The sequence below is a fragment of the Paenibacillus sp. 05T425 genome (assembly GCF_056396205.1).
Genome location: NZ_JBFTLA010000001.1, coordinates 608,064 through 632,185 on the forward strand (window position 1 = coordinate 608,064; position 24,122 = coordinate 632,185).

24 protein-coding genes are annotated in these 24,122 nt (G+C 50.9%); 5 read left to right on the top strand and 19 right to left on the bottom strand.

The genetic code is table 11. The annotated features are described in order from the left end of the window. Positions 1–4 precede the first annotated feature (4 nt). A complete protein-coding gene (locus AC1DF0_RS02555) occupies positions 5–721 on the bottom strand; it encodes a hypothetical protein (RefSeq protein WP_477572976.1) in 717 nt (238 codons plus the stop codon). A gap of 92 nt (positions 722–813) precedes the next feature. Next, entirely contained in the window at positions 814–1,572 is a 759-nt protein-coding gene (locus tag AC1DF0_RS02560; RefSeq protein ID WP_442049518.1) for an SDR family oxidoreductase, read from the bottom strand. A 295-nt stretch (positions 1,573–1,867) separates the two neighbouring features. Here AC1DF0_RS02560 and AC1DF0_RS02565 point away from each other — a divergent pair, with 295 nt between their 5' ends. After that, positions 1,868–2,386, top strand: a complete 519-nt coding sequence (locus AC1DF0_RS02565) for a TetR/AcrR family transcriptional regulator (protein WP_442049519.1) — start codon at positions 1,868–1,870, stop codon at positions 2,384–2,386. On the opposite strand, the gene AC1DF0_RS02570 is transcribed toward AC1DF0_RS02565, so the two are convergent. From AC1DF0_RS02570 to AC1DF0_RS02595, 6 genes are all read right to left on the bottom strand, one after another. Further along, positions 2,383–3,225, bottom strand: coding sequence for a helix-turn-helix domain-containing protein (locus AC1DF0_RS02570; protein ID WP_477572977.1), 843 nt, complete (start codon positions 3,223–3,225; stop codon positions 2,383–2,385). The genes AC1DF0_RS02565 and AC1DF0_RS02570 overlap by 4 nt on opposite strands. A 153-nt stretch (positions 3,226–3,378) precedes the next feature. Further along, positions 3,379–4,509 carry a glycoside hydrolase family 53 protein gene (locus AC1DF0_RS02575; RefSeq protein ID WP_477572978.1) on the bottom strand — a complete coding sequence of 377 codons (1,131 nt, stop codon included), beginning with the start codon at positions 4,507–4,509 and terminating at the stop codon, positions 3,379–3,381. A 16-nt stretch (positions 4,510–4,525) separates the two neighbouring features. Continuing rightward, positions 4,526–5,380, bottom strand: coding sequence for a sugar ABC transporter permease (locus AC1DF0_RS02580; RefSeq protein ID WP_477572979.1), 855 nt, complete (start codon positions 5,378–5,380; stop codon positions 4,526–4,528). Between the two features lie 3 nt (positions 5,381–5,383). Next, the gene (locus AC1DF0_RS02585; protein WP_477572980.1) at positions 5,384–6,793 is read right to left on the bottom strand and encodes a carbohydrate ABC transporter permease; all 1,410 of its coding nucleotides are present in this window, start codon (positions 6,791–6,793) and stop codon (positions 5,384–5,386) included. Further along, positions 6,790–8,115, bottom strand: coding sequence for a sugar ABC transporter substrate-binding protein (locus AC1DF0_RS02590; protein ID WP_477572981.1), 1,326 nt, complete (start codon positions 8,113–8,115; stop codon positions 6,790–6,792). Before AC1DF0_RS02590 ends, AC1DF0_RS02585 begins: the two co-directional genes overlap by 4 nt. Before the next feature lie 334 nt (positions 8,116–8,449). Further along, positions 8,450–9,202, bottom strand: coding sequence for an SDR family NAD(P)-dependent oxidoreductase (locus tag AC1DF0_RS02595; RefSeq protein ID WP_442049521.1), 753 nt, complete (start codon positions 9,200–9,202; stop codon positions 8,450–8,452). A 197-nt stretch (positions 9,203–9,399) separates the two neighbouring features. On the opposite strand from AC1DF0_RS02595, the gene AC1DF0_RS02600 reads away from it, so the two are divergent. Continuing rightward, positions 9,400–10,041, top strand: a complete 642-nt coding sequence (locus AC1DF0_RS02600; RefSeq protein WP_477572982.1) for a TetR/AcrR family transcriptional regulator — start codon at positions 9,400–9,402, stop codon at positions 10,039–10,041. A gap of 59 nt (positions 10,042–10,100) precedes the next feature. Here the strand turns inward: AC1DF0_RS02600 and AC1DF0_RS02605 are convergent, their stop codons facing one another. Beyond that, entirely contained in the window at positions 10,101–10,625 is a 525-nt protein-coding gene (locus AC1DF0_RS02605; protein WP_442049523.1) for a GNAT family N-acetyltransferase, read from the bottom strand. Between the two features lie 167 nt (positions 10,626–10,792). On the opposite strand from AC1DF0_RS02605, the gene AC1DF0_RS02610 reads away from it, so the two are divergent. Both AC1DF0_RS02610 and AC1DF0_RS02615 read left to right on the top strand, forming a co-directional pair. Then, a complete protein-coding gene (locus tag AC1DF0_RS02610) occupies positions 10,793–11,818 on the top strand; it encodes a matrixin family metalloprotease (protein WP_477572983.1) in 1,026 nt (341 codons plus the stop codon). 114 nt (positions 11,819–11,932) lie between these two features. Next, on the top strand, positions 11,933–12,364 hold the full coding sequence (locus AC1DF0_RS02615; protein ID WP_442049525.1) for a hypothetical protein: 432 nt from the start codon (positions 11,933–11,935) through the stop codon (positions 12,362–12,364). Between the two features lie 3 nt (positions 12,365–12,367). Here the strand turns inward: AC1DF0_RS02615 and AC1DF0_RS02620 are convergent, their stop codons facing one another. The 8 genes from AC1DF0_RS02620 to AC1DF0_RS02655 are packed head-to-tail and all read right to left on the bottom strand — an operon-like array spanning position 12,368 to position 21,830. Further along, positions 12,368–14,140, bottom strand: a complete 1,773-nt coding sequence (locus tag AC1DF0_RS02620) for a sulfatase family protein (RefSeq protein WP_477572984.1) — start codon at positions 14,138–14,140, stop codon at positions 12,368–12,370. After that, positions 14,137–15,159 (bottom strand): formylglycine-generating enzyme family protein, encoded by a 1,023-nt coding sequence (locus tag AC1DF0_RS02625; protein WP_442049527.1) that lies wholly within the window; start codon positions 15,157–15,159, stop codon positions 14,137–14,139. The genes AC1DF0_RS02620 and AC1DF0_RS02625 overlap by 4 nt, the downstream gene beginning before the upstream one ends. Then, positions 15,160–16,476 (bottom strand): sulfatase family protein, encoded by a 1,317-nt coding sequence (locus AC1DF0_RS02630; RefSeq protein ID WP_442049528.1) that lies wholly within the window; start codon positions 16,474–16,476, stop codon positions 15,160–15,162. After that, positions 16,473–17,267 carry an ABC transporter ATP-binding protein gene (locus AC1DF0_RS02635; protein ID WP_442049529.1) on the bottom strand — a complete coding sequence of 265 codons (795 nt, stop codon included), beginning with the start codon at positions 17,265–17,267 and terminating at the stop codon, positions 16,473–16,475. Before AC1DF0_RS02635 ends, AC1DF0_RS02630 begins: the two co-directional genes overlap by 4 nt. Next, entirely contained in the window at positions 17,236–18,234 is a 999-nt protein-coding gene (locus AC1DF0_RS02640; protein WP_442049530.1) for an ABC transporter ATP-binding protein, read from the bottom strand. The genes AC1DF0_RS02635 and AC1DF0_RS02640 overlap by 32 nt, the downstream gene beginning before the upstream one ends. A 19-nt stretch (positions 18,235–18,253) precedes the next feature. Continuing rightward, entirely contained in the window at positions 18,254–19,114 is an 861-nt protein-coding gene (locus tag AC1DF0_RS02645) for an ABC transporter permease (protein WP_477572985.1), read from the bottom strand. A gap of 13 nt (positions 19,115–19,127) precedes the next feature. Then, positions 19,128–20,114: an ABC transporter permease gene (locus AC1DF0_RS02650; RefSeq protein WP_477572986.1), complete on the bottom strand. Its 987-nt coding sequence runs from the start codon at positions 20,112–20,114 to the stop codon at positions 19,128–19,130. Positions 20,115–20,129: 15 nt separating this feature from the next. After that, positions 20,130–21,830, bottom strand: coding sequence for an ABC transporter substrate-binding protein (locus AC1DF0_RS02655; protein WP_477572987.1), 1,701 nt, complete (start codon positions 21,828–21,830; stop codon positions 20,130–20,132). A gap of 330 nt (positions 21,831–22,160) precedes the next feature. Between AC1DF0_RS02655 and AC1DF0_RS02660 the strand changes: the two genes are divergently transcribed. Then, positions 22,161–22,850 (top strand): TetR/AcrR family transcriptional regulator, encoded by a 690-nt coding sequence (locus tag AC1DF0_RS02660; protein ID WP_442049534.1) that lies wholly within the window; start codon positions 22,161–22,163, stop codon positions 22,848–22,850. Positions 22,851–22,921: 71 nt separating this feature from the next. Here the strand turns inward: AC1DF0_RS02660 and yqeK are convergent, their stop codons facing one another. Together yqeK and AC1DF0_RS02670 are read right to left on the bottom strand one after the other, a co-directional pair. Next, the gene (yqeK, locus tag AC1DF0_RS02665) at positions 22,922–23,551 is read right to left on the bottom strand and encodes a bis(5'-nucleosyl)-tetraphosphatase (symmetrical) YqeK (protein WP_442049535.1); all 630 of its coding nucleotides are present in this window, start codon (positions 23,549–23,551) and stop codon (positions 22,922–22,924) included. Positions 23,552–23,571: 20 nt separating this feature from the next. Continuing rightward, entirely contained in the window at positions 23,572–23,922 is a 351-nt protein-coding gene (locus tag AC1DF0_RS02670) for a hypothetical protein (protein ID WP_477572988.1), read from the bottom strand. Positions 23,923–24,122: the final 200 nt, after the last annotated feature.

Sequence of the window (24,122 nt, forward strand, 5' to 3'; positions counted from 1 at the left end):
AAATTTATTGTGCCGCTGGAACGGTAAATACCGTAGCCGACAAATAAGTGCTCTCCATGTAACCGATATCGACGATAAATGTTTGTTCCTTATCCGTTGCTTTGAATGGCGTGAAGCGGAACGTCACCTTATTGGCTTTGGCATCGTATTCTCTCGATGTAATCTCAATCGGAGTGTACTCTCCGTCCACATCGTAAGAAAGATCGACTTCATCGATATTCATATTCGCCTTGTACGTTTTGCCGTCATACTCGTATTCAAACCAGTCCGGTTCGTCGATAAAAGTAAATTCGATAACGCCGTTGCTGCTTGTGATTTGTTTGATATTGTTGTAGTCCAAGCGTACTTTCTGAACGCCGACAATCGCTCCGTCTGCTTGCGACGTCGCGACAACCTCGAATTCGCCAACCCAGAAATACCAGCCAATCGTTAAGCGGCCTGTGTTCGGATCGATGCGAATACCGTAGTCCTCGCCGTCACTCCACGCTGGAAGCTCCGTTTTGAACGGAAATCTAAGGCTCCATGTCACTTTCTCGCTGTCACCCGTATACGTATACGGATAGAACTCCTTCAGATCTTCCAGCGCATAGTCGAGAACGATGTTCTTCGCGCCTTTGATCGTGGTCGAAATATCTACTTTCAGCGGAGGAAGCTGAGTTGGATCGGAAGGCGCTTCAGGGCGTACCTTCAACTCCGTCATCCTATTCAAGTTATTAATCATTCTAGCCCTCTGATTACAGAATAATTTTTATAATTAGCATAAGAAATAGCGGTCCCGAATTGGGACCGCTATTTCATGTATTGACTGTATGTTTAATAAGCCAACCAACCTGCATCTGCTGTAACGACCGTGCCGTTCACGAAGCTTGCGTCATCGGAAGCGAGGAACAAGGCAACCTTCGCGATTTCCTCAGGCTCGCCCGCGCGCGGGTTAATGCCCATGCCGGCCATCGCGCGGCCCATGCCGAACTCGTTCGGAGCGGTGAGCGTGGAACTAATATTCGTAATAACGCCGCCTGGCGCAATCGCGTTACAACGGATGCCTTCATTCGCGTATTGGAAGCCAACGTTTTTCGTGAAGCCGACTACGGCATGCTTAGCAGCCGTATAAGCCGCGCCCGCTCTAGAACCCTGCAATCCGCCTGCAGAAGCGATATTGACGATGACTCCGCTTTTTTTCTCGAGGAAGATTTTCAAGGCTTTGCGTGTCGCTCTCATCGGACCTGTCGTATTCACCGCGAAGACGCGATCCCACAGCTCGTCCGTCAGATCAGCAGCCGGAACGAAGTTATCCATAATGCCCGCGTTGTTAACAAGAATGTCCAGCGTGCCGTATTGCTGCACCGTCGTGTCGATCAAGTTCTGAATATCTTCTTCCTTAGCGACATTCGTTGCCAGCGCAAGCGCCGTTCCGCCTTTGCTTACGATCTCATCGACAACCTTGCCGGCCGCCTCCACATTAATATCCGATACGACTACTTTAGCGCCTTCTGCCGCAAACAATTGTGCAATTGCTTTGCCCATTCCCGATGCCGCACCCGTCACAATAGCTACTTTGCCTGATAGTTTCATGCTTCATCCTCCGTTTGCTTAATTGATCATGCTCTATTCATCGAAACCGCTCAACATTAGCAATCATGCGACAGGATAAACATCACACCACATGATACTTTTAGTATAATAAAGGTTAAATGGACGAACAATCAGTAATCGCCGGCCGTTTGTTCAGTAATGAACAATGAGACCTCGTATGTTCGTTAACGCTGCAAAAAAAAGGACGTGTTGCAAGGTGCAAGTGTCCAAGCCCAAGCTTGACCGCAGGATTGTACGAAGTAAAGATGCCCTGAAGCAGGCGTTGTTATCACTAATGACGAAGAAAAAATTGTCCTCTATCTCGATCACGGAAATCGTCGAGCTCGTCAATTACAATCGCGGCACGTTCTACGCTCATTATGATAATAAGGAAGCTCTGCTTGACGAGATCATTGACGAGCTGATGGATGAATTCAAGCAAGCGTATCGGTCACCTTACGAGCAGGTCAAAGTATTTCATGTTGCCGAAATGTCGGCGAACGCGATCAAAATATTCGAGCATATCCATACACGGGCTTCCAGCTATAGCGCCTTAGTAAACAGCGACGTCCTCCATGTCATTAAGGACAGAATGTATCGCGTCCTACAGCAATTGTCCATCACAGATATGGAGCAGATGAACAACGAAATCAATCAAGAGCTGCTCACGGTCTACAGCGTAAGCTCATTGCACGGTCTAATCTTCTACTGGATCGAGAACGGCTTTCCGTATTCACCGTCCTATATGCAAGAGCAGCTTCACAAATTAATTAACAGTCAAGCCATAACAAGCCCCATCCATATGCGCCACTAATCAGCAATGTGCAGCTCTCTGTACTTAGCTGGGGTCACGCCTTCCTTCTTCCTGAAGGTTGCGACAAAATGGCTTACGTCGTTAAAACCAACCTTTGCAGATACATCCTTAAGCGCCATGCTTGGATTATGGACCATAATTTTTTTGGCCTCCCGTATTCGCAATTGAATGAGGAAGGAATACGGGCTCATGCCGAAGGCGTCGCGGAACAGTTCATTCAGGTAAGAAACACTCATTTGAGCTTGCTCCACGATTTCGGGAAGTCCAACGTTAGCTGCGCAGTTATTCTCCATCCACTGTACGACGGGCCTTAGTTTATCATAATACTGGGATAACGACGGCTGATCATTGCGCATTCCGAATTTTCGCAGCAGCATAAGCAAATGGTACAGCTCCGTAGAAGATTCCAGACCTGAGAATTCGGCGTCCCGGTCTGCCCTATGAATCATCTCTCCCATGATGCTCGAGAAAGAAACGCGATCTGCCTGCTCCGTATACATCGCAGAGCTGTTCATATCGAGAGACTCCAATATAGCAGGCGCAGCTGCCCCGCCGAACGTTATGTAGATAGTGGACCACCGGTCTGAAACGGGGTAGTAAGCATGCGGTGTGAACGGCGTCAGCAGAACGCCTTTTCCTTCTGTCAGGGAGAGGCTTTCGCTTGCCAGATCGAACTTTCCCTCTCCTTCAAGCGTATGCAGCCAATGATAGTACGGGTACCCGTCGGGTCTCGTGAAGATCCGCTCCCATGCGCTATAGCCAATCGTCTCGACGTAGACAGGCAATGAGCGCTCCAAGGAGTTGAAGACGCATCTAATGTTCTCATCTGCCCAATGCACGATTCATCCCACCCATTATTAGACTTAATATGTCCTTCTTTTTGCTAACTGTTCGACAATATCCTCCTTTTCCCTTTTTAGCGTTAGCTGAAAGAATGCTGAAAAAAAAGCGTTCTGTTCCATTTGAATAACAGGAACAGAACGCTCTTATAGCTAGAATTGGTTGAAAACATTTATCGAATCGAGAGCTTTTCCTTGGAAGTCGAATAAACCTTGGTTAGCCCAGTGATTCCCCATTGAAGCCACATCGTTGCCATACTTCATTCCAGCGAGGCTTGCCCAGCTCGTATGCTCAACCGGCAGCCAGCCCGGCTCCCAGTATACGATGCCTAGTCCCTTGTGCGCCGGAAGCCGGCTCACCATTGTCATCAGGTCATGCAGAAACTGCTTTTGCCCTTGAACAGTAGCCGGGTAACCGCCACGCGATGCTAGTTCTTCGTTGAAGATATCTCCCCCTGATGGGCTATCCGATGTGAAACCGTACGCCGTCTCGACGACGAGCACCTCTTTGTCATACCTTGCGCTTATATCTTCCATATTGAAGCGCAGCTCTTCCAGAGTGCCGTGCCAGATCGGATAATAGGACAAGCCGATTATGTCGTAATCTACTCCTCGTGCACGCATCTCATCGAACCAGGTCCGGTAAAGCACATTAGAGCCTCCCGCATCGAGATGCAAAATAATACGCATCGAGCCGCTGTCTCTTACCGCCCGGATTCCTGATTGAAGCAGTCTAGCCAATCGATCGTAAGAGGATTTCCATTCCTCAGTCTCTACCGACTCGAATTTCCGTTCTTCGAACAAATACTTAGGCGTCTTGCCTTCCGGCCATAACATGCCGTTCGTCGTCTCATTGCCGATCTGTACGAAGTCCGGCAATACGTCGCATGCTCTGCATACCTCAAGCACTTCTCTCGTATAGCGATAGACTTCTTCCTCAAGCTCATAGCCCGTCAGCGCATGCCAGCTTTTAGGCTTGTATTGCTTCTTCGGATCGCACCAGAAATCGCTGTAGTGGATGTTAAGCATGAATCGCAGGCCGTGCTCCTTCGCTCGGCGCGCGAGCTCAATCGTCGTCTCCAAGTCATTCGTGCCGCCCATATACGGGTTGCCTTCCTCATCATGAGGATTAACCCATAACCGAAGCCTTACGACATTCAGTCCCTTCAGCTTCAAAATCTCGAATAAGTCCTGCTTCCGACCATCGAGAAAATAGGCTCCCCCGAGTGTCTCTACTTCCTTCAGCATCGAAACGTCTGCACCCTTAATGAACGTATGATCCATCTCTGTCTACCCTCTCCTATCCTTTGTCTCCGCCTGCGGTCAAACCGTTGATCAAATACTTCTGTAGCGCGATATACAAGACGGCTATCGGAATGGCAACAAGCACAGAACCTGCTGCGAAAAGAGTAAATTCATTCCTCGTCTGGTCACTAATCATTGAATACAATCCAATCGCGACTGTCTTTTTCTCCTCGCTAGAAATAAGCAGCCTAGGCAATATGAAATCCATCCACGGTGCGGCGAATTGCAATACGGCAACGAAAGTGAGCATCGGCGTTGCCAGAGGCATAATAATTCGAATAAATATTTGTGTCCGGGTTGCCCCGTCGATAAGCGCTGCCTCATCAAAGCTTATTGAAATGTTATCGAGGTAGCCTTTCAACAACCAGATGTTATAAGGGAGCTGCGCGGCGACTCCGACAACGACCAGTCCCGTCAAGCTGTCCAGCAATCCAAAGTTAAGGAACAGCATGTATACAGCAATCGCCGTCAGGAAGGCAGGAAACATTTGCAAAATAAGTATGGTAAGCAAGCTTACCTTCTTCCCCTTGAACTTGAACCGGGAAAATGCATACGCGCCGAGCGTGGACAGCAGTACGCCGAATAACATGTTGGCCGCCGCTACCTTCAGCGTGTTCATATACCAAATCGGGAAATTCGTATTCCGAAACAGCTCCTTATAATTTTGCAATGTGGCATGGTCCGGTATTGCCGACGCGTTGGCCAGTCCCTTCGAGCTGCCGAAGGATGCTCCGACTATCCAAATGAGCGGATAAATAACGATAATGGCAACGACGATGAGCTCGACGTAGATGAGCAGCGTCCTAAGCAGACCTGCAACGCTTGTTTGTTTGCGATTCATTGCTTTCATAACTCAAAGCTCCTCGAAAGATTTCGATTTCCGCAGATTAATTAGCGAGAAGCTGGCAACGATCAGGAATACGATGATCGACATGACCGCCCCCATGTTGTACAGCCTGTTGTCCAGCGTCAGCTTGTATAACCAAGTAATCAACAAGTCGGTGTTGCCCGCGAAGTTATAATCCGGGTTCGCCGGACCGCCTTCCGTTAAGAAATAAATAACTCCGAAATTGTTGAAATTGCTAACGAAAGAAAGCATTAATAATGGCGCAGTCGCCTTATAGACGAGCGGGAACGTAATTCTCCAGAACATTTGACCCGAGGATGCTCCGTCGATACGCGCCGCCTCGTAATAACTTTCCGACACTGTCGTCAACGTACCGCCGATTAATGCCATGAAATAAGGGAAGCCCAACCACAAATTAATGAGCAATGCCAATATTCGCGCCAAATAAGAATGGCTTGGATCGGTGAACCAATAGATCCGTTCAGACATCAATCCGATATCCATAAGAAATTGGCTGACAGGACCGAATTGTCCATTGAACATCGACTTGAACACAAGCGCCGAGATCATCGCCGGTACCGCCCAAGGCAAAATATAAATGCTGCGCCACAGCTTCTTGAACTTAACCGAGGAATCATTCAGCAGCACGGCTTGAAAAAATCCGGCAAAGTACGTCGTTACCGTCGCCAATATCGCCCAGACGAACGTCCATAACAGCACGCCTACGAATGTATGCATCCACGAGAACACCTGCGTAACTGTAGCGAAATTGTCCAGTCCTACCCAGTGAATAAGCTTCGTTGGCGGCGTATTGCCCCTGCTATAATCGGTAAACGCAATGAGCACGCCGAACACGATCGGCAGCACGCAGACGAACAGCATAAGCACCGCGGTTGGTGACAGGATGATGTAGGCGTACATCGACTCCCATAACCTTCGTAGATCATGCAGCGAACTTCTCTGCACGCCGGTTTCATTCAACAGCCGTCTCGTACGTGCCGCATCGTATATATTCCATACATAGAAAAGGAATAAGAGCATGATGAAGAACAGAGCAATGATGCCATTAGCCATAAGTACGATAGAATGATCGCCATCGGTCAGTCCGCTAAGCCCCATTTTGCGCGGATGCGTTCCCAGCGTAAGGAGACCCCAGATGCCCTTCAGGAAAAAGCCGCCATTCCCTCGGAAACGGAAGCCGCCTTCCATAGAGATATAGTTGCCTGTAGCAATTTCCGCCGCCGCGCCGCTCATGCCAATTAGAAAGAAAAATATACCTTTTAAGTATTGACGATTCGCCCACTGGCCGGCTCCCAAGACGATTGCGGACAATAATCCGGGGAGCCATGCAGCCATCTGCCCGTTATGCGCACGGCTCGCTGCTGCGCCTTCTACGTTGCGAGTGACCAAGCTCACTTGCCTAACGCCTTCAAATCGGTATATTCCTTCTCCGCCTTCTGCTGCGCGTCGCCTACCGGCATCAGATTATCCCATACGTTTACAATAAGCGCATTGCCGGACGTATACATGTATTCTGGAATTTGCGGGGTCAAGTCAGCATTTTCCGACTGTGCAATAATGCCTGCAATATGCTCATTGCCGTCGATGCCTTCGATATTTTGCAAACGCTCGCTTTTAATGGCGGGAATAGCTCCTGTTGATTTGTATAGCGCGGCTGCGCCTTCGTCGGATGCCATGAAGTTGGCGAACACCCGAGCTGCCGCCGGATATTTGGAATAACCCGATACGATCGCTACCGATATCCCCGTCAAGGAAGCCGCATCTTCGCCTGAACCCGCTTTCGGCAGCTTCGTCACGCCATATTCGAACTTGTTGTCGGCGGCTGCTTTATCGAAGTCCTTGAATACCCAAGGGCCGGTAATGACATACGGCGTCTTGCCTTTGACAAATTCATTCTCGATCGAGTCCCAAGTGGCATCGGCCGAGTTAACGTTCCAAATATCGCGAAGCTTCTTGTAGTAATCCAGTCCCTTGGTCAACTTCTCTGAATCGAAGTTCGGCTTATCAAGATCATCGTCTTCGTACAGATGCCAGCCAAGCGATGAAAGCACCGGGTAAGCATAATACAATTGTCCCGCAAGGAATCGTATCGTCCATTGGTTAGAGCTGCTGTTATTGTAGGTGCCCGCCAGCTCCGTTATCTCTTCCCAAGTGGCAGCCGGCTTGTCGCTTCCCGTAAGCTCCTTTAGCAATGTTTTGTTATAAAAGAGCGCAATCGATTCCGTAGAAATCGGTATGCCGAACATTTGGCCGTCATGGCTAGCCACTTCGACGAATGTATTCGGCATGCTTTCTTTCAACGATTGCTCATACTTCCCTAGCGGTGCCGCCGTTGCGTTATCGATAGCCTGAGCCAGCTTGTCGTAGTTGGCCATGAAGACGTCCGCGCCTTTACCCGCTTCTCCGTCAAGCGCCATCCGGTCGACGCTGTCCACCTTCGCGACAACTTCAATCTCCACATTCACTTTTGGGTATTTCACCTTGAAAGCTTCCACGAGCGCCTTGCCATAGTCCTCGTATTCAACCCAAACCTTAAGCGGTTGTTCTCCGGAAGCGACCTCCGGCTCCATGACGTATTCCATTGCCGATGTATCCCATTCCAGTTCGTCATCCGCTGCCGAATTCGTGCTTGAATTGTTCCCGGCGCTTCCGCAGCCGGACATAACCAACGTCGCAACCAATGCAGCGCTTACGCTAAATAAACCTAGTCTTTTCATTTTTATCCCCCTGATATGAAATATCTTTCCATCTCACATCGAATTATAAAGCGATTACAAATTGATTTATATATAATAAACGGAGGGTCGAAAGTATAAGAATCTTATGGTTTCACGCGCGTTGAAGTCGTCGATTATGAGGGGATTGAAAGGAAGAGTTGACTGTCGTTGCACATCCTGCAACGGACTTTAGCTTAGGAGCACTTATGCCGCGTGCTGGTTGCATAATGTGCAATGAAACGAGGATCCTAAGTGAGTCTAGAGGGCAATCGCCCCAAATAGAAACGGGACGGAGCAGATATAATATCTGCTCCATCCCGTTATTTAAACCTGCTTACTTCGCCGTTACGCCGCCGTCCACCGGCAGCTCGACGCCTGTAATATACGATGCGTCATCGGAAGCAAGGAACAGCACCGCTTGCGCGACCTCGGAAGCTTGTCCCACTCTCGGCAACGCCGTCTGCGACAAGAACCATTGCAGCATTTGCTTGTTGTTCACGTGCTCGGAGCTCATTGGTGTCTCAATATAGCCAGGGTGAACCGAATTGACGCGAATATTGTCTTTGCCGAAGTCGGCTGCTGCCGCTTTGGTCAACATCCGAACGCCGCCTTTGGATGCGGTATACGCGCCAGCACCGCTGCTGCCCGTCAGACCTGCGATAGAGGAAATATTTATTATAGAACCGCCCTTGTTCGCTTGCATATGCGGAACGACATGCTTCATCCCAAGGAAGGTGCTCGTCAAGTTGATTGCCATTACTTTATTCCATTGCTCGACGGTCGTATCCAGTAAGCCGATCGCCAGCGAGATGCCTGCGTTGTTGACGAGAACGTCGATGCGGCCGTATGCGGCTATCGCGCCTTCCACTACTTTGACCCATGCATCCTCTGAAGCAACGTTATGTCCGAAAGCAATCGCTTGTCCGCCGCTTGCAACGATCTCGCTTACAACCGCTTGAACCGCCGTTTCATTAATATCCGTTGCTACGACAGCCGCCCCTTGGCTTGCGAACAATAGCGCTTCCTCGCGTCCCATGCCGCTGCCGGCTCCCGTTACGATTGCTACTTTATTCGATAATCTAGTCATGCTCATCTCTCCCCTTCACGAGTGTTTTCACTAAAGATGATCTATTGGAAAGCAAGTTGTGATAGTATTACTATCACTATGATTCATATAATATCATATGACGATTCAGAACTCAATTGTATCTTGCTTACAGGATGCCCCTATCGGTATAATAGCTAGAAATACAGGTGCGAAGAACGGAAAAGGACAAGGTGCTCATGGATCCAAAAGAAAGATACGAGAAGGAACGTTATGACAGCAAGCAGCACCGATTAGCAACAATCATCGATGCAGCGGAGCGCGTGTTCACGAAGAAGGGAATCGAGAAAACGACAATGCAGGATATTGCGAGCGAAGCGAATATCGGCATCGCGACACTATTCCGTTATTTTGCCAAAAAAGAGAAGCTTGTCGTTGCCGTCGCCTCCAAGCTGCTGGAGCCAATCTACGAGCGCTTCCAGGCGATCGCCGCGCTTCCAATGAACTGCCTGGAGAAGCACGAGGTGTTGTTCGACTTCTTCATCGAGGACCATAACAACCCCAGCGCAAAGTTTATGGCTGATTTTGAGAGCTACGCCTCTCATTCCACGGAGCCGCTTGAAGATATTTTGGAATTCAACGCCTTGAACCGGAGTGTATCGCGTGAATATGCGAAGATTATCCAGCAAGGCATCGCTGACGGTTCTGTCCGATCCGATCTTCCGGTTCGCGAGACGTTGACGACGCTCGTTAATACGTTCGGATTATTTTCCAAGAAGCTGTCCTCTCAGAAAAACATTATGCTGTTGGAGTCCGACCTGGAGTCCGATCATCAGTTGGCCATTCTCAGAAAAGTATTCATTGATTATTTAAAAGCATAATCACAAGTAACGAAAAAAAGCCGGGCAGAACGGAAGCTACAACCTCCGTAACGCTCGGCTTATTCATTGTCGATCCAAAACCTTCTAATTACGTTGCCGTCTTCTTCCACAAAATCGCGATCTGGGATGCCGCCGTTTTTTAGAATCGTTTTGGCAGAGGCTGTATTGCTTTCGTCGCATACCACAAGAACGCGGTTGATGCCTAGATGCTTCGCTTCAATTAGGGAAAGCCGCAACAGCTCGCCGGCGTAACCTTTTCTTCGCTCCGAAGGACGAATCCCATATCCGATATGACCGCCTCTCTCTAACAAAAAAGGAGTTAAAGCATGTCTGATGTTAACAACGCCAAGCAGCAGCCCCTGCTCTCCTACAAGCCAATATGTAGAATCCGGCACCCATCCTTCAGGCAGGTTTTCTCCCCTCTCCCGCTCTTCATACCACTTAAGCATCCCATCGAAATCAGAAGGATCCTTGCTGACGACCCACGGAACAGCGTCTTCGCCGCTCAATTGCCATTCCATATAGTACGCCATATAGGCATCCCTCAAGGCTTCTGTAGGCTTCGTTAATCGAACTTTCTCCATTCCTGCCCGCCTCCCATTCGTTGAACCGCTACTATTGGATCATTTGCCGCCCGATCAAATTTCCTTTTTGTTGCAACTATATCATATATCGACACGTTAATAGGATAGATTTGGTTATTTTTACAGAATGCATGAATCGCTACACACATTGAGGAGGGTAATTATTTATGCGTAAAAAGAGAATGCTAGTCAGTATCGCCGCCGTACTAACGGTAGTAACCTTGCTCGTGAACAGCACGCCGGCATCCGCAACCGTCACCTCTTTCGGCAAATGGGCAAGCCGTACGAAAACGATGTACGTCAACACGAGCAGCGCCACTACGCCATGGGCAGCCGGCGCTAACAAATGGAAAACCAACACGAACTTCAACATAAGCACAACGCTTGGAACGAGCAGTACCTATTATGCGGTCAATGTGAACACATCGATGGCCACGTGGGATGGGCTGTGCACATTCACCGTAGACGGAGGCATTATATCGCAAGCGACTTTGAATATTAATACGTATTATACCTCGCAGAGCAAGTATACGAGCAGCATAATTACTGCCGTTGCCGCGCATGAAGTCGGACATTCGCTAGGTCTCGAGCATACGTCCGTCGTGGAGACGACCTCTATTATGCATCCTTACACGTTTAACTCGAACGGCACAACGGCAAGAGCGCTCAACCCTTCCGCCAATGATATCTCTGTCGTCAACGGCTTGTACCCGCTCCAATCGAGCTTCGCGCTTGACCAATCGAGCATCGAATCCGAAGCGCTGGCAGACGGCGTCTACGTTCATCCATCCTGGTCCGTCTATTACGAGGACGAAGCCGCGCTCACCGAAGCGGCCGATCTCGTTGTACGCGGCCAAGTCGTGAAAGAGAAAGGAAGCAAATATAAGAAAGGCGACTACAAGAATTACAAAACAGATGTTAACGTCGGCGTTCTCGAAGTGCTGAAGGGCGAATACGAATCCGAACAACCGATTACTTTATCGCAAATGGGAGGAACGGACGGGGATGTTACTGTTTTCTCCGATATGTCCACCTACCTGAAGAAAGGACAAGAGGTCATCTTATTCCTACGCAAGATGGCTGATGGAACGTATATTCCGATCAATGAAGACGACGGCATTTATGTAGCCGATTCTAGTTCTTATGCGAACATTGCATCGAGCAAGAAGCTGGATCAGAAGAAGATAAAGTAGATTCGCTGCAGGAACAAAGAACCGCCTCTCGGCTTGCAGAGGCGGTTCTTTCTGTTTTCCAATAATATGCAACATCTAGGCCAAACCATGCGTTTAGAGGATGAGGTGAACAAGATGAAAAAACTAATATTAATTCTACTGATCGCTTTGACTAGCGCTTGCTCGAACGGCGATACCGCCAGTCGGGCTGACGATTCCGCCGAAGCTCCCAGCGCTGCCGCCGCTATGGCAGACAATAGCAGTACAGAGACCCTAAAGAAGAGCGTAACAAAGTCATTCGCTTCCTTCCCTTATGCGCTAGTCAAATGGAACAATACCGTTTATAGAATTACGTTCGCTGAAGCGATCATGCCAAGTGAAGAAATCGGCGAGATTCAATATACATCACTAACGGAATCTGGAGCGACGCCTAATAATTTTTCTACCGAATACGAAGTGGGAACGAAGCTTTGGTCGATCGACCAGATCGATACGAGCGACGCCATCGCCATTGAGGCAGCTCCAGGCAAATACGTGAAGGCGGTCAATCCTAAGACAGAAGAATAGCTTCTACAACACCAGCATGTTAAGCGCCTTTATTAATGGCTCGCCTTGAGTCCCGAATGACGATATCCATTTAACGATTATCTCCTCATCGATCTTCATGATCCCGGCAGATTGGACATAAGCCTTAATGCCATCTTGAAGCGTAACCCGAACCGAAGCGGGGACCAAGCATTGTACGGCGAAATAAGCCGCTCTCCCCCGCTCCGTCCATTGTTCGCCAAGTCCTAAGTCCGCTTCATACACCCGCTTCCGAGCTTCCTTCTCCAGCTTCAAAGCTTCTTTCTCTACAATTCCGTTCAATGGAATACCGATACGTTCGAATTGCTCCGGCGGGGCATCGTTGGCCCGCATCAAATCCGCCATCAGCTTTATCATCCTAGCTTCAGTCGTTTCATCCACGATTGGCGTTTGCTGGCGTGGGTCAACCTCCAGATCGAAGAGCAGCGTCCCGTGCAAGTAGGGATTCAAATACGTATGCGCCTCAATCTCCAACGTTCGGCAGCCCTTCGTAAACGCAAAAGGCTCGCGCAAGTGTAAATCGGCAAGCTCGTTAGCCCCAAATCGATTATGCATATGAGTCGGCATCAGCGTATACTCGCGAAGCGGCCCATTATCGAAGCGCTGCGGCGCCCGCATATAGACATATCTGCCGTCGGTTACGTTGATATGACCGCCATGCATGCCGAAGATAGCAGCTTCCCGCAGCTTCGTCCCGTGGTCCCCATCTTTCCCGTCGATAACTCCGCTAAGCGGCTTGCCCTGCATATCCGATGGGATCGGCGTCCCGAAGAATTCAAGCAGCGTCGGCGCGATATCGATCGTCTGGACAAGCGCATCCGTTCGCGTTCCCTTCGTTTGATGGCGCGGGTCCCACACGAAGAGCGGAAGATTGACGATTTCATTGTAGAACGGCTGAATGTTTTTGCCCCACCATCGGTGCTCACCCAATAGGAAGCCATGGTCGGTGTTGACGATCAGCATCGTATCCTCCCAAAGATTATGCCGGTCGAAAACATCCAGCACCTTGCCCAGATACGTATCGCACATGCTGAGCAAAGCCGCATACTCGTAGATCGCATGCTGAATTTCCTCCGGCTGCTGCGAGGCTTTGCCGTAATCCGGCCAGTCGAAATGTTTGCCGTCATAGAGATGAGGATACAAATCCTTGTATTTCTTCTGAGTGAAAAACGGTTCATGGGGATCAAAAGCCTCAATCTGCACAAACCAATTGTCCTGATTCCGGTTCGTCTCGATAAATTCGATGCCGTTGTCGAAGGTTACGGCAATCGGCTGCTTCTCTTCCGTATCCAAGTAAGCGCGATTCACCCAATCTTGACGCCATAAGCCGCCGATCTTTGGTCCCGATAGCGACTCGGGGATATGGGGATCCTGCACATTGCCCTTCCACGGATCGCCCTCCTGCCCCCTCGCATACTCCCAGCTGTTAAAGCGAGTGTGATAAGTGGCGCCTCCGTCCTCGAAATAATGCGTATGGTCCGTGGACAGATGGGTATATATGCCGTTTTTCCGTAAAACGTCGATTGCCGAATCGTCGAAGGGCTCCAATGGCCCCCAACTGCGATGCAAAAAATTATGCCGTCCCGTGTGCAGCTCCCTGCGCGCCGGCATGCAAGGCAAGCTGCCCGCATAACAGCTATCGAACGTGACGGTCGCCTCCGACAGCCTTTCAAAGTTAGGGGCCTTGATCCATTCGCAGCCGTAGTTCGGCAGCATATGCTTGTTAAGCGAATCAAACATGACCATTACAGCCTTCATTTCCCGTTGCTCCTCTCGCTTGCTCCGACCCGAAACCCCATATTGCCAGCCGAGCTATCCGGGCTGTTCGAGCTTCGAGCCGCGACGCGGTATCGATTGCAATACGACTTGTGGCATAAATACGAGCCGCCGCGGGTCGATCTCGTCTTCCCCGAGCTTGGTCCTTGCGGATTGATGCGCACATCATGCACCGGCGAAGACGGGCTGAACCAATCGGAACACCATTCCCATACATTGCCGACCATATTGTATAGGCCATAGCCGTTTGGAGCATAGGCATCCACGGGCGCCGTCGTTTCGTAGCCATCGCTGGCATTATTTTTGTACGGAAACTTCCCCTGCCAGATGTTGCATCTATGCTCGCCATCCGGTTTCAGAAGATCTCCCCACGGATAACGCTTCTGTACTAGCCCGCCGCGCGCGGCGAATTCCCATTCCGCTTCGCTTAGCAAGCGCGTGCCGGACCAGGCGCAATACGCAGCCGCGTCGTTCCAAGAAATATGAACAGCCGGATGGTTCATCCTTTGTTCGATATGCGAACCCTTTCCTTCCGGACTTTGCCAATCCGCGCCTTCTACCACCCACCACCATGGGGTGCTTTGGGCCGTACTGCGTACCTCCTGATCCGATTCCTTCGTCACGTACAGATGGAATACATATGACCAGCCGAATCGCTCGGCATCCGTCCGATAGCCCGTATCGGCGACAAAGGCAGCAAATTCCGCATTCGTCACTGCGTATGGAGAGACGTAGAAAGGATCGATTGTCACCTCGCGGATAGGTCCTTCCCCGTCGGCCGGAAAGCCTTCCCGGTCCTCCGTTCCCATCAGGAAAGAACCGCCCTTCAGCAGCACCATCCCTTCATGCGGAACACCAGCAGACATCTTGCCGAATTCGTTATCGCTCGTCTTGCTTTCGTAAGCTACAGCTTCTGTGCCCCTGCCGACTTGGCAGCAGCAACTGCCAGCTGCGGCATTTCCGCTAGCAGCAGTAAGCTCCCGCTTGATCGGGTAATCCATCTAAATTCCCTCCTGACGCCGGAGCTCGTCGTACCAGCGCGTAACGGCTTCTTCCAGCTCCCGAGCCTTATCGGGGTATTGCTCGCGCAAATTGTTGCGCTCGCCGGGATCATGCTCGAGGTCGGATAGATGAACGGCATCCGGCGCCTGACGGCCGAAATCGAGCTTGCCGTTAAGCACAAGCTTCCACTTGCCTTCGCGAACGGCTAGTTGCCCCTCGTATGACCAAAATAACCGCTCGTGATGCTGTTCCCCCGGCTGACCAAGCAGCGGCACGATGCTCTTGCCATCCAAATGGTGCACAGGCGGTTCGATTCCCGCAAGCTCCAGAACCGTCGGAACGACGTCCATCATGGCGCAAGGCTCATGTCGGACAATACCGCCGCGTCCAAGCAGCGCCGGATAGCTAAGAATAGCGGGCTCGCGAATGCCTCCGTCGAACAGACTGCCTTTGTGTCCGCGGAATATTCCCGCAGAACCGCCGTAATAAAGATCCTCCGTGCCGTCCAAATAATTGCGCGACTCCGTCGACGGTCCATTGTCGCTAGAGAAAAATATGATCGTATTGTCATATTGCCCGGTTCTGCGCAAAGCGTCGACAATCTCGCCGACACCGTCGTCCACCGCGGAGATCATCGCCGCCATAATACGCTTATCCGGAGGCAGATCCGGATAACGATCTACGTATTTCTGCGGCGCATGCATTGGATAGTGGGGAGCGTTATAAGCCACATAAGCGAAGAACGGCTCATCATGGCCTTCATTGCCGTCCGCTTCAATGAAGGCGACGGTTTTTTCCGTAATAAGCTCGGTCATATATCCGCCATTGCTCCATACTTCCTTGCCGTTATGCCATAGATCATGGACAGGATTAACGCCCCTCTGCTGCTCCCAATAAAAAATATGCGAATAATAATCCACGCAGCCAGCCAGGAAACCAAACGACTCGTCGAAGCCGTGGGCATTCGGATTCTGCTCCGGCGTTACGCCGAGATGCCACTTCCCGAACAATCCGGTGCGGTAGCCGTGCGGCTTCAGCAGCGACGCGATCGTCTTCTCGTCCAACGACAAGCCCGCTGTTCCGCGTTTGCCGCTTAAGATACTCTCCACTCCCGTCCGTACCGGATAACGTCCGGTCAGCAGCGACGCGCGAGACGGGGAACAGACGGGAGAGTTCGAATACCAATTCGTAAACCTGGCTCCCTCTTCCGCCAGCCGATCGAGGTGAGGCGTGCGGATATGCTCGGAGCCGTAGCTGCCCAGATCGCCATACCCCAAGTCGTCGCAATAAATAACGATAATATTCGGTTTGCTCATCGTTTCTCTTCCCTTCCCCATGGATTCGGCGAAGCATCCAGCAGAGTCCGCGTGTAAGCATGCTGCGGACTTGAAATAATCTGCTCCGTTTCTCCGCTCTCGACGATTTGTCCGCCGTACATGATAAGGATTCTATCGGACATATATCTTGCGCTTCCCAAGTTATGCGTGATCCATATCAAGGAAAGATCATAGTCGTTTTTCAAATCCAGCATTAAATTCATAATGTCGATTCCTATGGATACATCCAGCATCGATGTCGGCTCATCGGCGACAAGGACACGCGGATTAATGCCTAGCGCCCTGGCGATCATAACCCGCTGCTTCTGGCCGCCGGATAGCTGGGAGGCGTACTTGTCGATGTAATCCTCGGCGGGAGTCAGACCTACTTGCGCGAGCAGCCCCAGCACTTTCTTCCGAATATCGCCCTGCTCTCCATGCAGTTGAAGCGGACGGCCAATGACGTCTTGAACGCGGTAATTCGGATTCATCGTTTCGAACGGATCCTGAAAAATCATTTGCAGGTCTTTCGCGACCGCCTTGCGGTCCTTTGATTTCCTGCTTGTCTGACTGCCGTCCAGCAAAATCTCGCCGCTCGTCGGATCGATCAAGTTCACGATCATTCTGGCGAGCGTGCTTTTGCCGCAGCCGGATTCTCCGACAATCGCCAGCACTTCGCCCTTGTGAAGCGTAAAGCTTACGTCTCTGACCGCACTGAACTTTTTCTTCTGCAGGAAAGAGCCCGATTCGAATACTTTGCTAACGCGATTGACTTGCAGCAATGGCTTCATGGTTACCCTCCCCCGATCCATACAGATGGCAAGCTACCATCCCTCTATCGTCGTTGATTGCGCTTGGCTCAAGCGAAGAGCAAACATCGGTCGCATGCGGGCAGCGCGATTGAAAGCGGCAGCCTGCCGGGGGCTCGACGAGATTCGGCGGCGAGCCCGGTATACCTTCGATTCGCACCTTCGGCCCCGACAAGGAAGGAAAGGAGCGAAGCAGTCCTTGCGTGTAGGGATGGCGAGCCCCGCCGAGCAGCTGCTCCGCGCTGCCAACCTCGACCATTTTGCCGGCATACATGATGCCGATCCGATCGCAAATTTCCAGCATAAGCGGCAAATCGTGCGTAATGAACAAAACGGAAAAACCGAGCTCCTTCTTCAGCTCGACAATACGGCTCACGATCCCTTTCTGAGTAACGACATCGAGCGCGGTCGTCGGCTCATCCATAATAATAAGCTCCGGCAGCAGCGCCAGCGACATGGCGATAACGACGCGTTGGCGCATGCCGCCTGACAGCTCATGCGGATAGCTGGCCAACTTCTCCTTGGGCATCTCTACGAGAGCAAGCAGCTCTTCCGCTCTGCGGAGCGCATCGCGCACGGATACGCCCGCCCCGTGCGCAAGTATCACATCCGTTAGTTGGTTCCCGATCCTCATCACCGGATTTAGGTTATTCATCGCGCTTTGCAGCACGACCGAAATTCTCGACCAACGATACGGCCGAAACTCGGCTTCGGTAAGACTCGTGAGCGGTTTGCCGTCGAAGACGATGCTGCCTCCTGCCAGTCGTGCGGGCGGACGCAGCAGCCTGCTGATGCCGTAAGCGGTCGTCGACTTCCCGCACCCGGATTCGCCGGCTAGCCCAAACATTTCTCCCCGCTCGATGGAGAAGCTTACGCCATCGACCGCCTTGAACATTCCCCGCGGCGATTCGTATTCCACTTGCAAATTGCTAACGTCCAGTAAACCCATGCGTATCGCCTCCTGTATTTCAAGAAAAATGCTGCTGCGCGCCCCGTTTCGCCCTGAATCGCTCAAGCGTACCGTTGCCGAGCAGCACGAAGCCGAAACAAAATAGCGCTATCGCTACGCCCGGCGGCACAATCCACCACCACGCATCGTACATAATGGCGTTGTTGGTATGCGCCAGCGTAAGAATCGTGCCCCAGCTTACGCTCCGCGGATCGCCGATGCCGAGAAAGCTTAGCCCGGCCTCCGCCAGCACCGCCTGCGTCGTTACGCTGACCAGGTTGGCCGCGATGATCGGGAATAGGTTCGGCAATATTTCCGTCGTCATGATTTTGAAATTGCCCATCCCGACGACCCGCGCCGCCTCCACGTAACCGCGCTGCTTCTCCGACAGCGTCTGGCTGCGGATGCTTCGTGCCATGTACAGCCAGCTGAGCAGGCCGATGACGAGAATGATGCTCGTGAGTCCCATGGACGGCAGAAACGAAGCCAGAATGATCATAAGCGCGATGACCGGAATGATGAGCAGCAAGTCGACGACGAACATCAAGGCATCGCTTACCCATTTGCGGTAGAACCCGGCGGTAAGTCCGACGAGAACGCCGATGACCGTCGTAATGGCTCCCGCCAGAATGCCGACCAGAAAAGAGGTTTGCGTACCGTATATGAGCTGCGAGAACAAATCCTGTCCATAGCTGTCCGTACCGAGCAGATGTTTCATGGAAGGCTTAAGCCACGCCTCGAATTCAATGTCGTTTTTGTTATAAGGGGCAAGCAGCGGGCCGATGAACGCCGCAATCGCAAAAAAAGCGAGAATCGCGAGCCCTGACAGCTGCTTGCCGTTCCATGCGCGGGAACCTTCCAACGGGGAGTTGGTCTTCATATCCGTTCAGCTCCTAATTCAGATTGACGCGAGGGTCAATAAAGGGATAAATCAAATCGGCGATTAAATTAACGGCGATGATCGATACGGCAATAACGAGAAATGCACCTTGGATTAACGGATAGTCATGATTCAATATCGCGTTATTGGTGAGCATCCCTATTCCGGGGTAGGAAAATACGATTTCCATCGTAATCGCCCCGCCGACGACATGACCGAGCGACAACATAAATCCCGTAAACGAAGGCAGAAAAGCGTTACGGATTCCGTAGTGGAAAACACGTCTTCTCGATGACAGACCTTTGGCTCGCGCGAGCACCATGTAATCCTCGGATAAAACCCGGATCAAATTGTTCCGAAGCACGAGAATATGGCTCGCAACCGATGCCAGAGCGAGCGAAACGATCGGCAATACGGCGTGATAGGCGATGGAACCGACCTTGCGGATCGGGGAAAGCGTATCGTAATCGACGGGAATCGCCTGACCCATCGGTAACCAATCCAGCTTGTATCCGAAAATAAGAATAAGAATAATGCCGATCCAAAAATACGGAACGGAGTTGATGAAGAAGCTGACGCCGAGCGCCGAATTATCGAACCACGAGCCCGGTTTCAATGCGCCCTTGACGCCGATCAGCCAGCCGATTCCGTAGCTCAGCAAGGTGGCGATAAAAACCGTACCCAGCGTCCACGGCAAGGCGTTCCAGAGAACGTCCTTGACGGGCACCGGGTAATTGAAATAGGAAATGCCTAGATTGCCTTGGAACAATTGGACTATATAGCTGCCGAACTGATGGAGCAGGCTCGGATTGTCGAGTCCGAACTGCTTTCGCAGCTCATCCGCTATCTCGGCCGAGCCAAGCGCGGTCGTCGAAGCGATCATTTCCGCAGGATCGCCGCCTATGAGCCTTGGCAGCAGGAAGTTCATGACGATCGCTGCGAGGAGAGTCGCGATTGCGAACGCGACTCTCCTGATGACGTAGGACAATTGAATCTTCATCGGTACAGCTCCTCTTTATTTCTTCGTGACCTTCGCTAGCGAAATGACGGAGGTCGCCGGAACATTCGTGTCGTAATTCGTGAACGCCGTTTCGCTGTACGGTGTCTTGCCCGTACTGTATAGCGTAACGATAGGCGCGAGCTCGGCGATTCTCCCCTGTACCTTCTTGTACAGCTCCGCACGCTGCTCCGCATTCGCTGAAGCGGCTTCGTCGAGCCATCCGTCCACTTGCTCATCTCTGAATCTCGCCCAGTTAAGTCCAGGAGAATTCTCGCCGATGGGTGCCGTCATTTTGCTATGGAACACTTCGAGCGCGGCTTGCGGATCCGGAGGAACGGTAATCCCGTTTTGAATCAAATCATAATCGCCCGACATCGCAAGGCTCGTAAGCTCCGGCCAAGTCACCATCTTGATCGTCGTTTCGATGCCCGCCTGTTTCAGCCAATCGGTGATCATCGCGCCTTCTTTGTTCTGCGCCGGAGCGTTAGCCGCCATATAGTACACGAAGGATAGCTTAACGCCGTCTTTCTCGTAGATGCCTTTGCCGTTCTTCGCGTAGCCTGCATTCTCTAGCGTCTTGCTCGCTTGTTCGATGCTGAACTGCAACGAAGGATCGGATGTTAGACTCTCGTCAACCAGACTGCCGAAGCCTTGGGACAGGAATCCAGGATTGCCGAGCGTGGCTGCTCCCATCTCGCCTTTCTCTACGACTTCCTCGCGATTGACTGCTTGCTGAATCGCTTTGCGGACGGCTGCGTCGTTCAAGCCCGGCTTGTCGTTATTGATAATGACCGCGTAGGTGGACAGACCCGGGAATTGCTGCAGCTTGTTATCCTTGTTCTCGAGCAGCTTCGGAAGACTCGGCATCGCGATCGCGCCTGTCGTCCCTTGAATCTCCCCTTTTTGCAGCGCTAGCGTAATAGCCGGCGAATCTTTGAACCGTTGAAGAACGAGCTCGGTAATTTGCGGAGCTCCTAAGAAGAAGTCCGTATTGGCATCGAGCAAAATCGCGCTTTCGTTGATGTTTCTGAATTTGAAAGCTCCTGTGCCGATCGGCGTTTTGTTCAGAAACGTCGCCGGATCCTCTTTCTCGAACAAATGCTTAGGTACGATATAAACCGTGGTCAGGTAGTTCTTGAGCGAAGGGAACGGGCTGTTCAATTGAAAGACGACCGTATCGGAACCGCTTGCCGTCACGCTGCTTAGACGGGTGTCGCTCCATAACTGATAAGAATCGAGCACGGCATGATCCTTCAACGCTTGGAACGTATACGCAACATCGTCGGCCGTGAAAGCTTCTCCGTCATGCCACTTCGCGGCCGTGTTCAGCTTCACGGTAAACGTCTTCTGATCCTCGGACCATGTACCGCTATCTGCCGCGAGCCGATTGATCAGTTCCCCCTTGACTGGATTGAAGTAATAAAGCGCGTCATACACATAATCGAACAATGGACGATAATTGCCTGTTTTCAAGTAAGGATTAAAGTTGTTGACCTGCTCCGGATTAATGACGTCTCCGATGCGGTACGAAACCTTCTCGCCCTTGGCCGGCTCTGACGTCGCGGGAGAATTGGTTGCTTCCCCTTTGTTTCCTGCAGGAGGCTCGTTGTTGGCGTTATTGCTGCAGCCTGCGAACAGGGCGACCGACAATAACGCCGCGATGCCTAACGGTACATACCTTTTGAACAAATTCACTTTCGATTTGCGATTACTCATACATAACCCTCCACCATTGTAGTCTGCCGCTCCGATTCCAATATCGAATATGCGGCTAAATAAAAAAAACACAATACAAAGCTATCGCCATCAGGCAATATTTTCGCATTGTGTCTCCGGCTGTCCGGTAGACAAATATCCTATAAGATTACTCGGCTTTACAGCCGACTTCATCATCATACAACCTAGTTAACAACTTGTAAACACCTATTTATTATGTGTTCATATTTGTCGAAATAACGCTTATAATAAGGTTCGAAAGAGGAGTTGGCAGTAACTGACGCGAATGAATAACACTATAAACCGTTGCGGGAATGAGGCTGGAGCGCTTTGAAAACATGGGAAGAGGAGTTAGACGACCTTCGTGTGAAACGTCGGGATCAAATCCTTGAGGCTGCTAGAGAAATTTTTTTGGAGAAGGATATGTCCCAAATTACGATGGTGGATATCGTGGCCAAGGCGGGGATCAGCCGGGTGACGATGTATAAATATTTTAATTCGATACATGAAATCGTGTTTGAAATACAGATCAAAATCATGAACGAAATCTCGCATTATTTTCAGGTGGACGGCGATTCCGGCAAGACTGGCGCGGATAAACTAAGCATTATGCTGAACGGCTGGCTGCTGCTTTACCGCGAGCATCCCGACCATCTGCGGTTCATCGGGCTGTTCGATCACTTCTACCGAAACTCATTTCCTTCGGAGGAGCTTCGCAAACGGTACAAAAACTCGATGGAGGATCGCGGGGAGCGTTTCAAGGCCGCCATCGAAGAAGGCATTAGCGACGGCTCGATCCAGCCTTCCTTCGATCCGAACATCCTCGAGACGATGATTCAGAATACGATCATCAGCATGATGCTGCGAATGGCGATGCGGGGACATCTTATTCAGAAGCAGTGGGATGTAGATCCGGAGCAAATTCTGATTTACTTAATGAATTTCGTATCGCAGTTCGTCCGCACGAAACCCGATCTTAGCGTGTTTGAGCTTGTCTCTCCCGCCGTGACGGAGCAATAACATGAACAAAAGCCGGCTGATCAGAGAGGCCTTTCATACAGCCCCTCTGATCAGCCGGCTTTTGCCGCTACCTAATATCCTTTGAACTCGTCATTCGATAGTTCCTCCCTAGCCGCGATCAGCCAAGGATGGACGAGCTTCATGTTCGCCCGGTTGTCCCAGAGGTGATCGAGATACACCAAGATGCCTTCGATGAGCTGGTCGTTGTTCACCTTGTCCTTGACGCTCTGCAGGTAAGGGTGGTCGCCGGGAAGCTCCCATGCCATTTTGTCCGAGATGAACAGCACTTTATCGAGCAGCGTAGAATTTGCCTTGAGCGTTGTGTGGCATTCGATCGCATTCAGGATTTCCTCGTCCTCGACATGAAACAGTTCGGCCGCCATCGCTCTCGACAGCTTCTGATGAACGATGCGGTCGTACTTCCTTTCCTCGTCGAGGATTGGGATCGCCAGCTTCTCAGCCGTTTCCATCATGGCGTTAACGGGAATGACATTGCTGATGTCATGAAGCAGCGCCGCTGTTACGGCTTTCCTCGGATCGGCCTCGTATCGTTCAGCCACCCTCTGCGCAACTCCGGCTACCTTGTATGTATGATCCAGCGTGTCCCGATCGTCGTTCAGCTCGAAAAACCGCTTAATATCTGAACGTAAATTACCGGTTGGCTCAAACCCTTGCACGTAAGGAAGTAAAACCTCATTCATCGAAACGCCCCCGCCTCTATTTATTTTCGGCCAACACGGTTAGCATTCAAAAAATCATTTAACGTACTTATTTCGTCTGTCATGAATACTAACTCTCTGTTCTTTCGCTCTAACAATACGTAATAAGATCCATCTAGATTCAAAGCAACGCGTTCGTCCGGAATGTTGAAGCCGTATGTATGAATTAAATGCTGCGTATCTTTAATCTGGATAAGATGCCTCTCGGGATGGTCGCCGTAAATCGTTAGTGCGTAAGGCTGATCATGGCCACGCGTGTTTAAGTAGACCGTTGCACCGATGAACAATGCCAGCATCCCGATTCCCGAAACAAATAGTATCCGATTGAGACCCCATTTCCTTCTGTCCCTCATGCTGTTGCCACCTCTCCGATGAACGCCATCCCTAACCACCTTTATATTATATCATTTGTTAAAATTTTGAAATCGGTAATTTGGAATTCAGCTAGAGCGGTTTAGTTTCATTTGGGTGCTAGCGAGAAACCATTGATCATTACGAGCTAACTGCCGTCTAGAGTAAGGGGCTGTAGAAGTGCTGTACAACGCAATAGTGG

Bases quoted from the DNA above. Each gene is read 5' to 3' on its own strand.
- AC1DF0_RS02605 (WP_442049523.1), bottom strand. From the start codon at position 10,625: ATGGAGAAAGTTCGATTAACGAAGCCTACAGAAGCCTTGAGGGATGCC.
- AC1DF0_RS02650 (WP_477572986.1), bottom strand. From the start codon at position 20,114: ATGAAGATTCAATTGTCCTACGTCATCAGGAGAGTCGCGTTCGCAATC.
- AC1DF0_RS02560 (WP_442049518.1), bottom strand. From the start codon at position 1,572: ATGAAACTATCAGGCAAAGTAGCTATTGTGACGGGTGCGGCATCGGGA.
- AC1DF0_RS02625 (WP_442049527.1), bottom strand. From the start codon at position 15,159: ATGGATTACCCGATCAAGCGGGAGCTTACTGCTGCTAGCGGAAATGCC.
- AC1DF0_RS02655 (WP_477572987.1), bottom strand. From the start codon at position 21,830: ATGAGTAATCGCAAATCGAAAGTGAATTTGTTCAAAAGGTATGTACCG.
- AC1DF0_RS02580 (WP_477572979.1), bottom strand. From the start codon at position 5,380: ATGAAAGCAATGAATCGCAAACAAACAAGCGTTGCAGGTCTGCTTAGG.
- AC1DF0_RS02565 (WP_442049519.1), top strand. From the start codon at position 1,868: ATGACGAAGAAAAAATTGTCCTCTATCTCGATCACGGAAATCGTCGAG.
- AC1DF0_RS02600 (WP_477572982.1), top strand. From the start codon at position 9,400: ATGGATCCAAAAGAAAGATACGAGAAGGAACGTTATGACAGCAAGCAG.
- yqeK (WP_442049535.1), bottom strand. From the start codon at position 23,551: ATGAATGAGGTTTTACTTCCTTACGTGCAAGGGTTTGAGCCAACCGGT.
- AC1DF0_RS02590 (WP_477572981.1), bottom strand. From the start codon at position 8,115: ATGAAAAGACTAGGTTTATTTAGCGTAAGCGCTGCATTGGTTGCGACG.
- AC1DF0_RS02555 (WP_477572976.1), bottom strand. From the start codon at position 721: ATGATTAATAACTTGAATAGGATGACGGAGTTGAAGGTACGCCCTGAA.
- AC1DF0_RS02640 (WP_442049530.1), bottom strand. From the start codon at position 18,234: ATGGGTTTACTGGACGTTAGCAATTTGCAAGTGGAATACGAATCGCCG.
- AC1DF0_RS02595 (WP_442049521.1), bottom strand. From the start codon at position 9,202: ATGACTAGATTATCGAATAAAGTAGCAATCGTAACGGGAGCCGGCAGC.
- AC1DF0_RS02635 (WP_442049529.1), bottom strand. From the start codon at position 17,267: ATGAAGCCATTGCTGCAAGTCAATCGCGTTAGCAAAGTATTCGAATCG.
- AC1DF0_RS02615 (WP_442049525.1), top strand. From the start codon at position 11,933: ATGAAAAAACTAATATTAATTCTACTGATCGCTTTGACTAGCGCTTGC.
- AC1DF0_RS02670 (WP_477572988.1), bottom strand. From the start codon at position 23,922: ATGAGGGACAGAAGGAAATGGGGTCTCAATCGGATACTATTTGTTTCG.
- AC1DF0_RS02630 (WP_442049528.1), bottom strand. From the start codon at position 16,476: ATGAGCAAACCGAATATTATCGTTATTTATTGCGACGACTTGGGGTAT.
- AC1DF0_RS02620 (WP_477572984.1), bottom strand. From the start codon at position 14,140: ATGAAGGCTGTAATGGTCATGTTTGATTCGCTTAACAAGCATATGCTG.
- AC1DF0_RS02610 (WP_477572983.1), top strand. From the start codon at position 10,793: ATGCGTAAAAAGAGAATGCTAGTCAGTATCGCCGCCGTACTAACGGTA.
- AC1DF0_RS02575 (WP_477572978.1), bottom strand. From the start codon at position 4,509: ATGGATCATACGTTCATTAAGGGTGCAGACGTTTCGATGCTGAAGGAA.
- AC1DF0_RS02645 (WP_477572985.1), bottom strand. From the start codon at position 19,114: ATGAAGACCAACTCCCCGTTGGAAGGTTCCCGCGCATGGAACGGCAAG.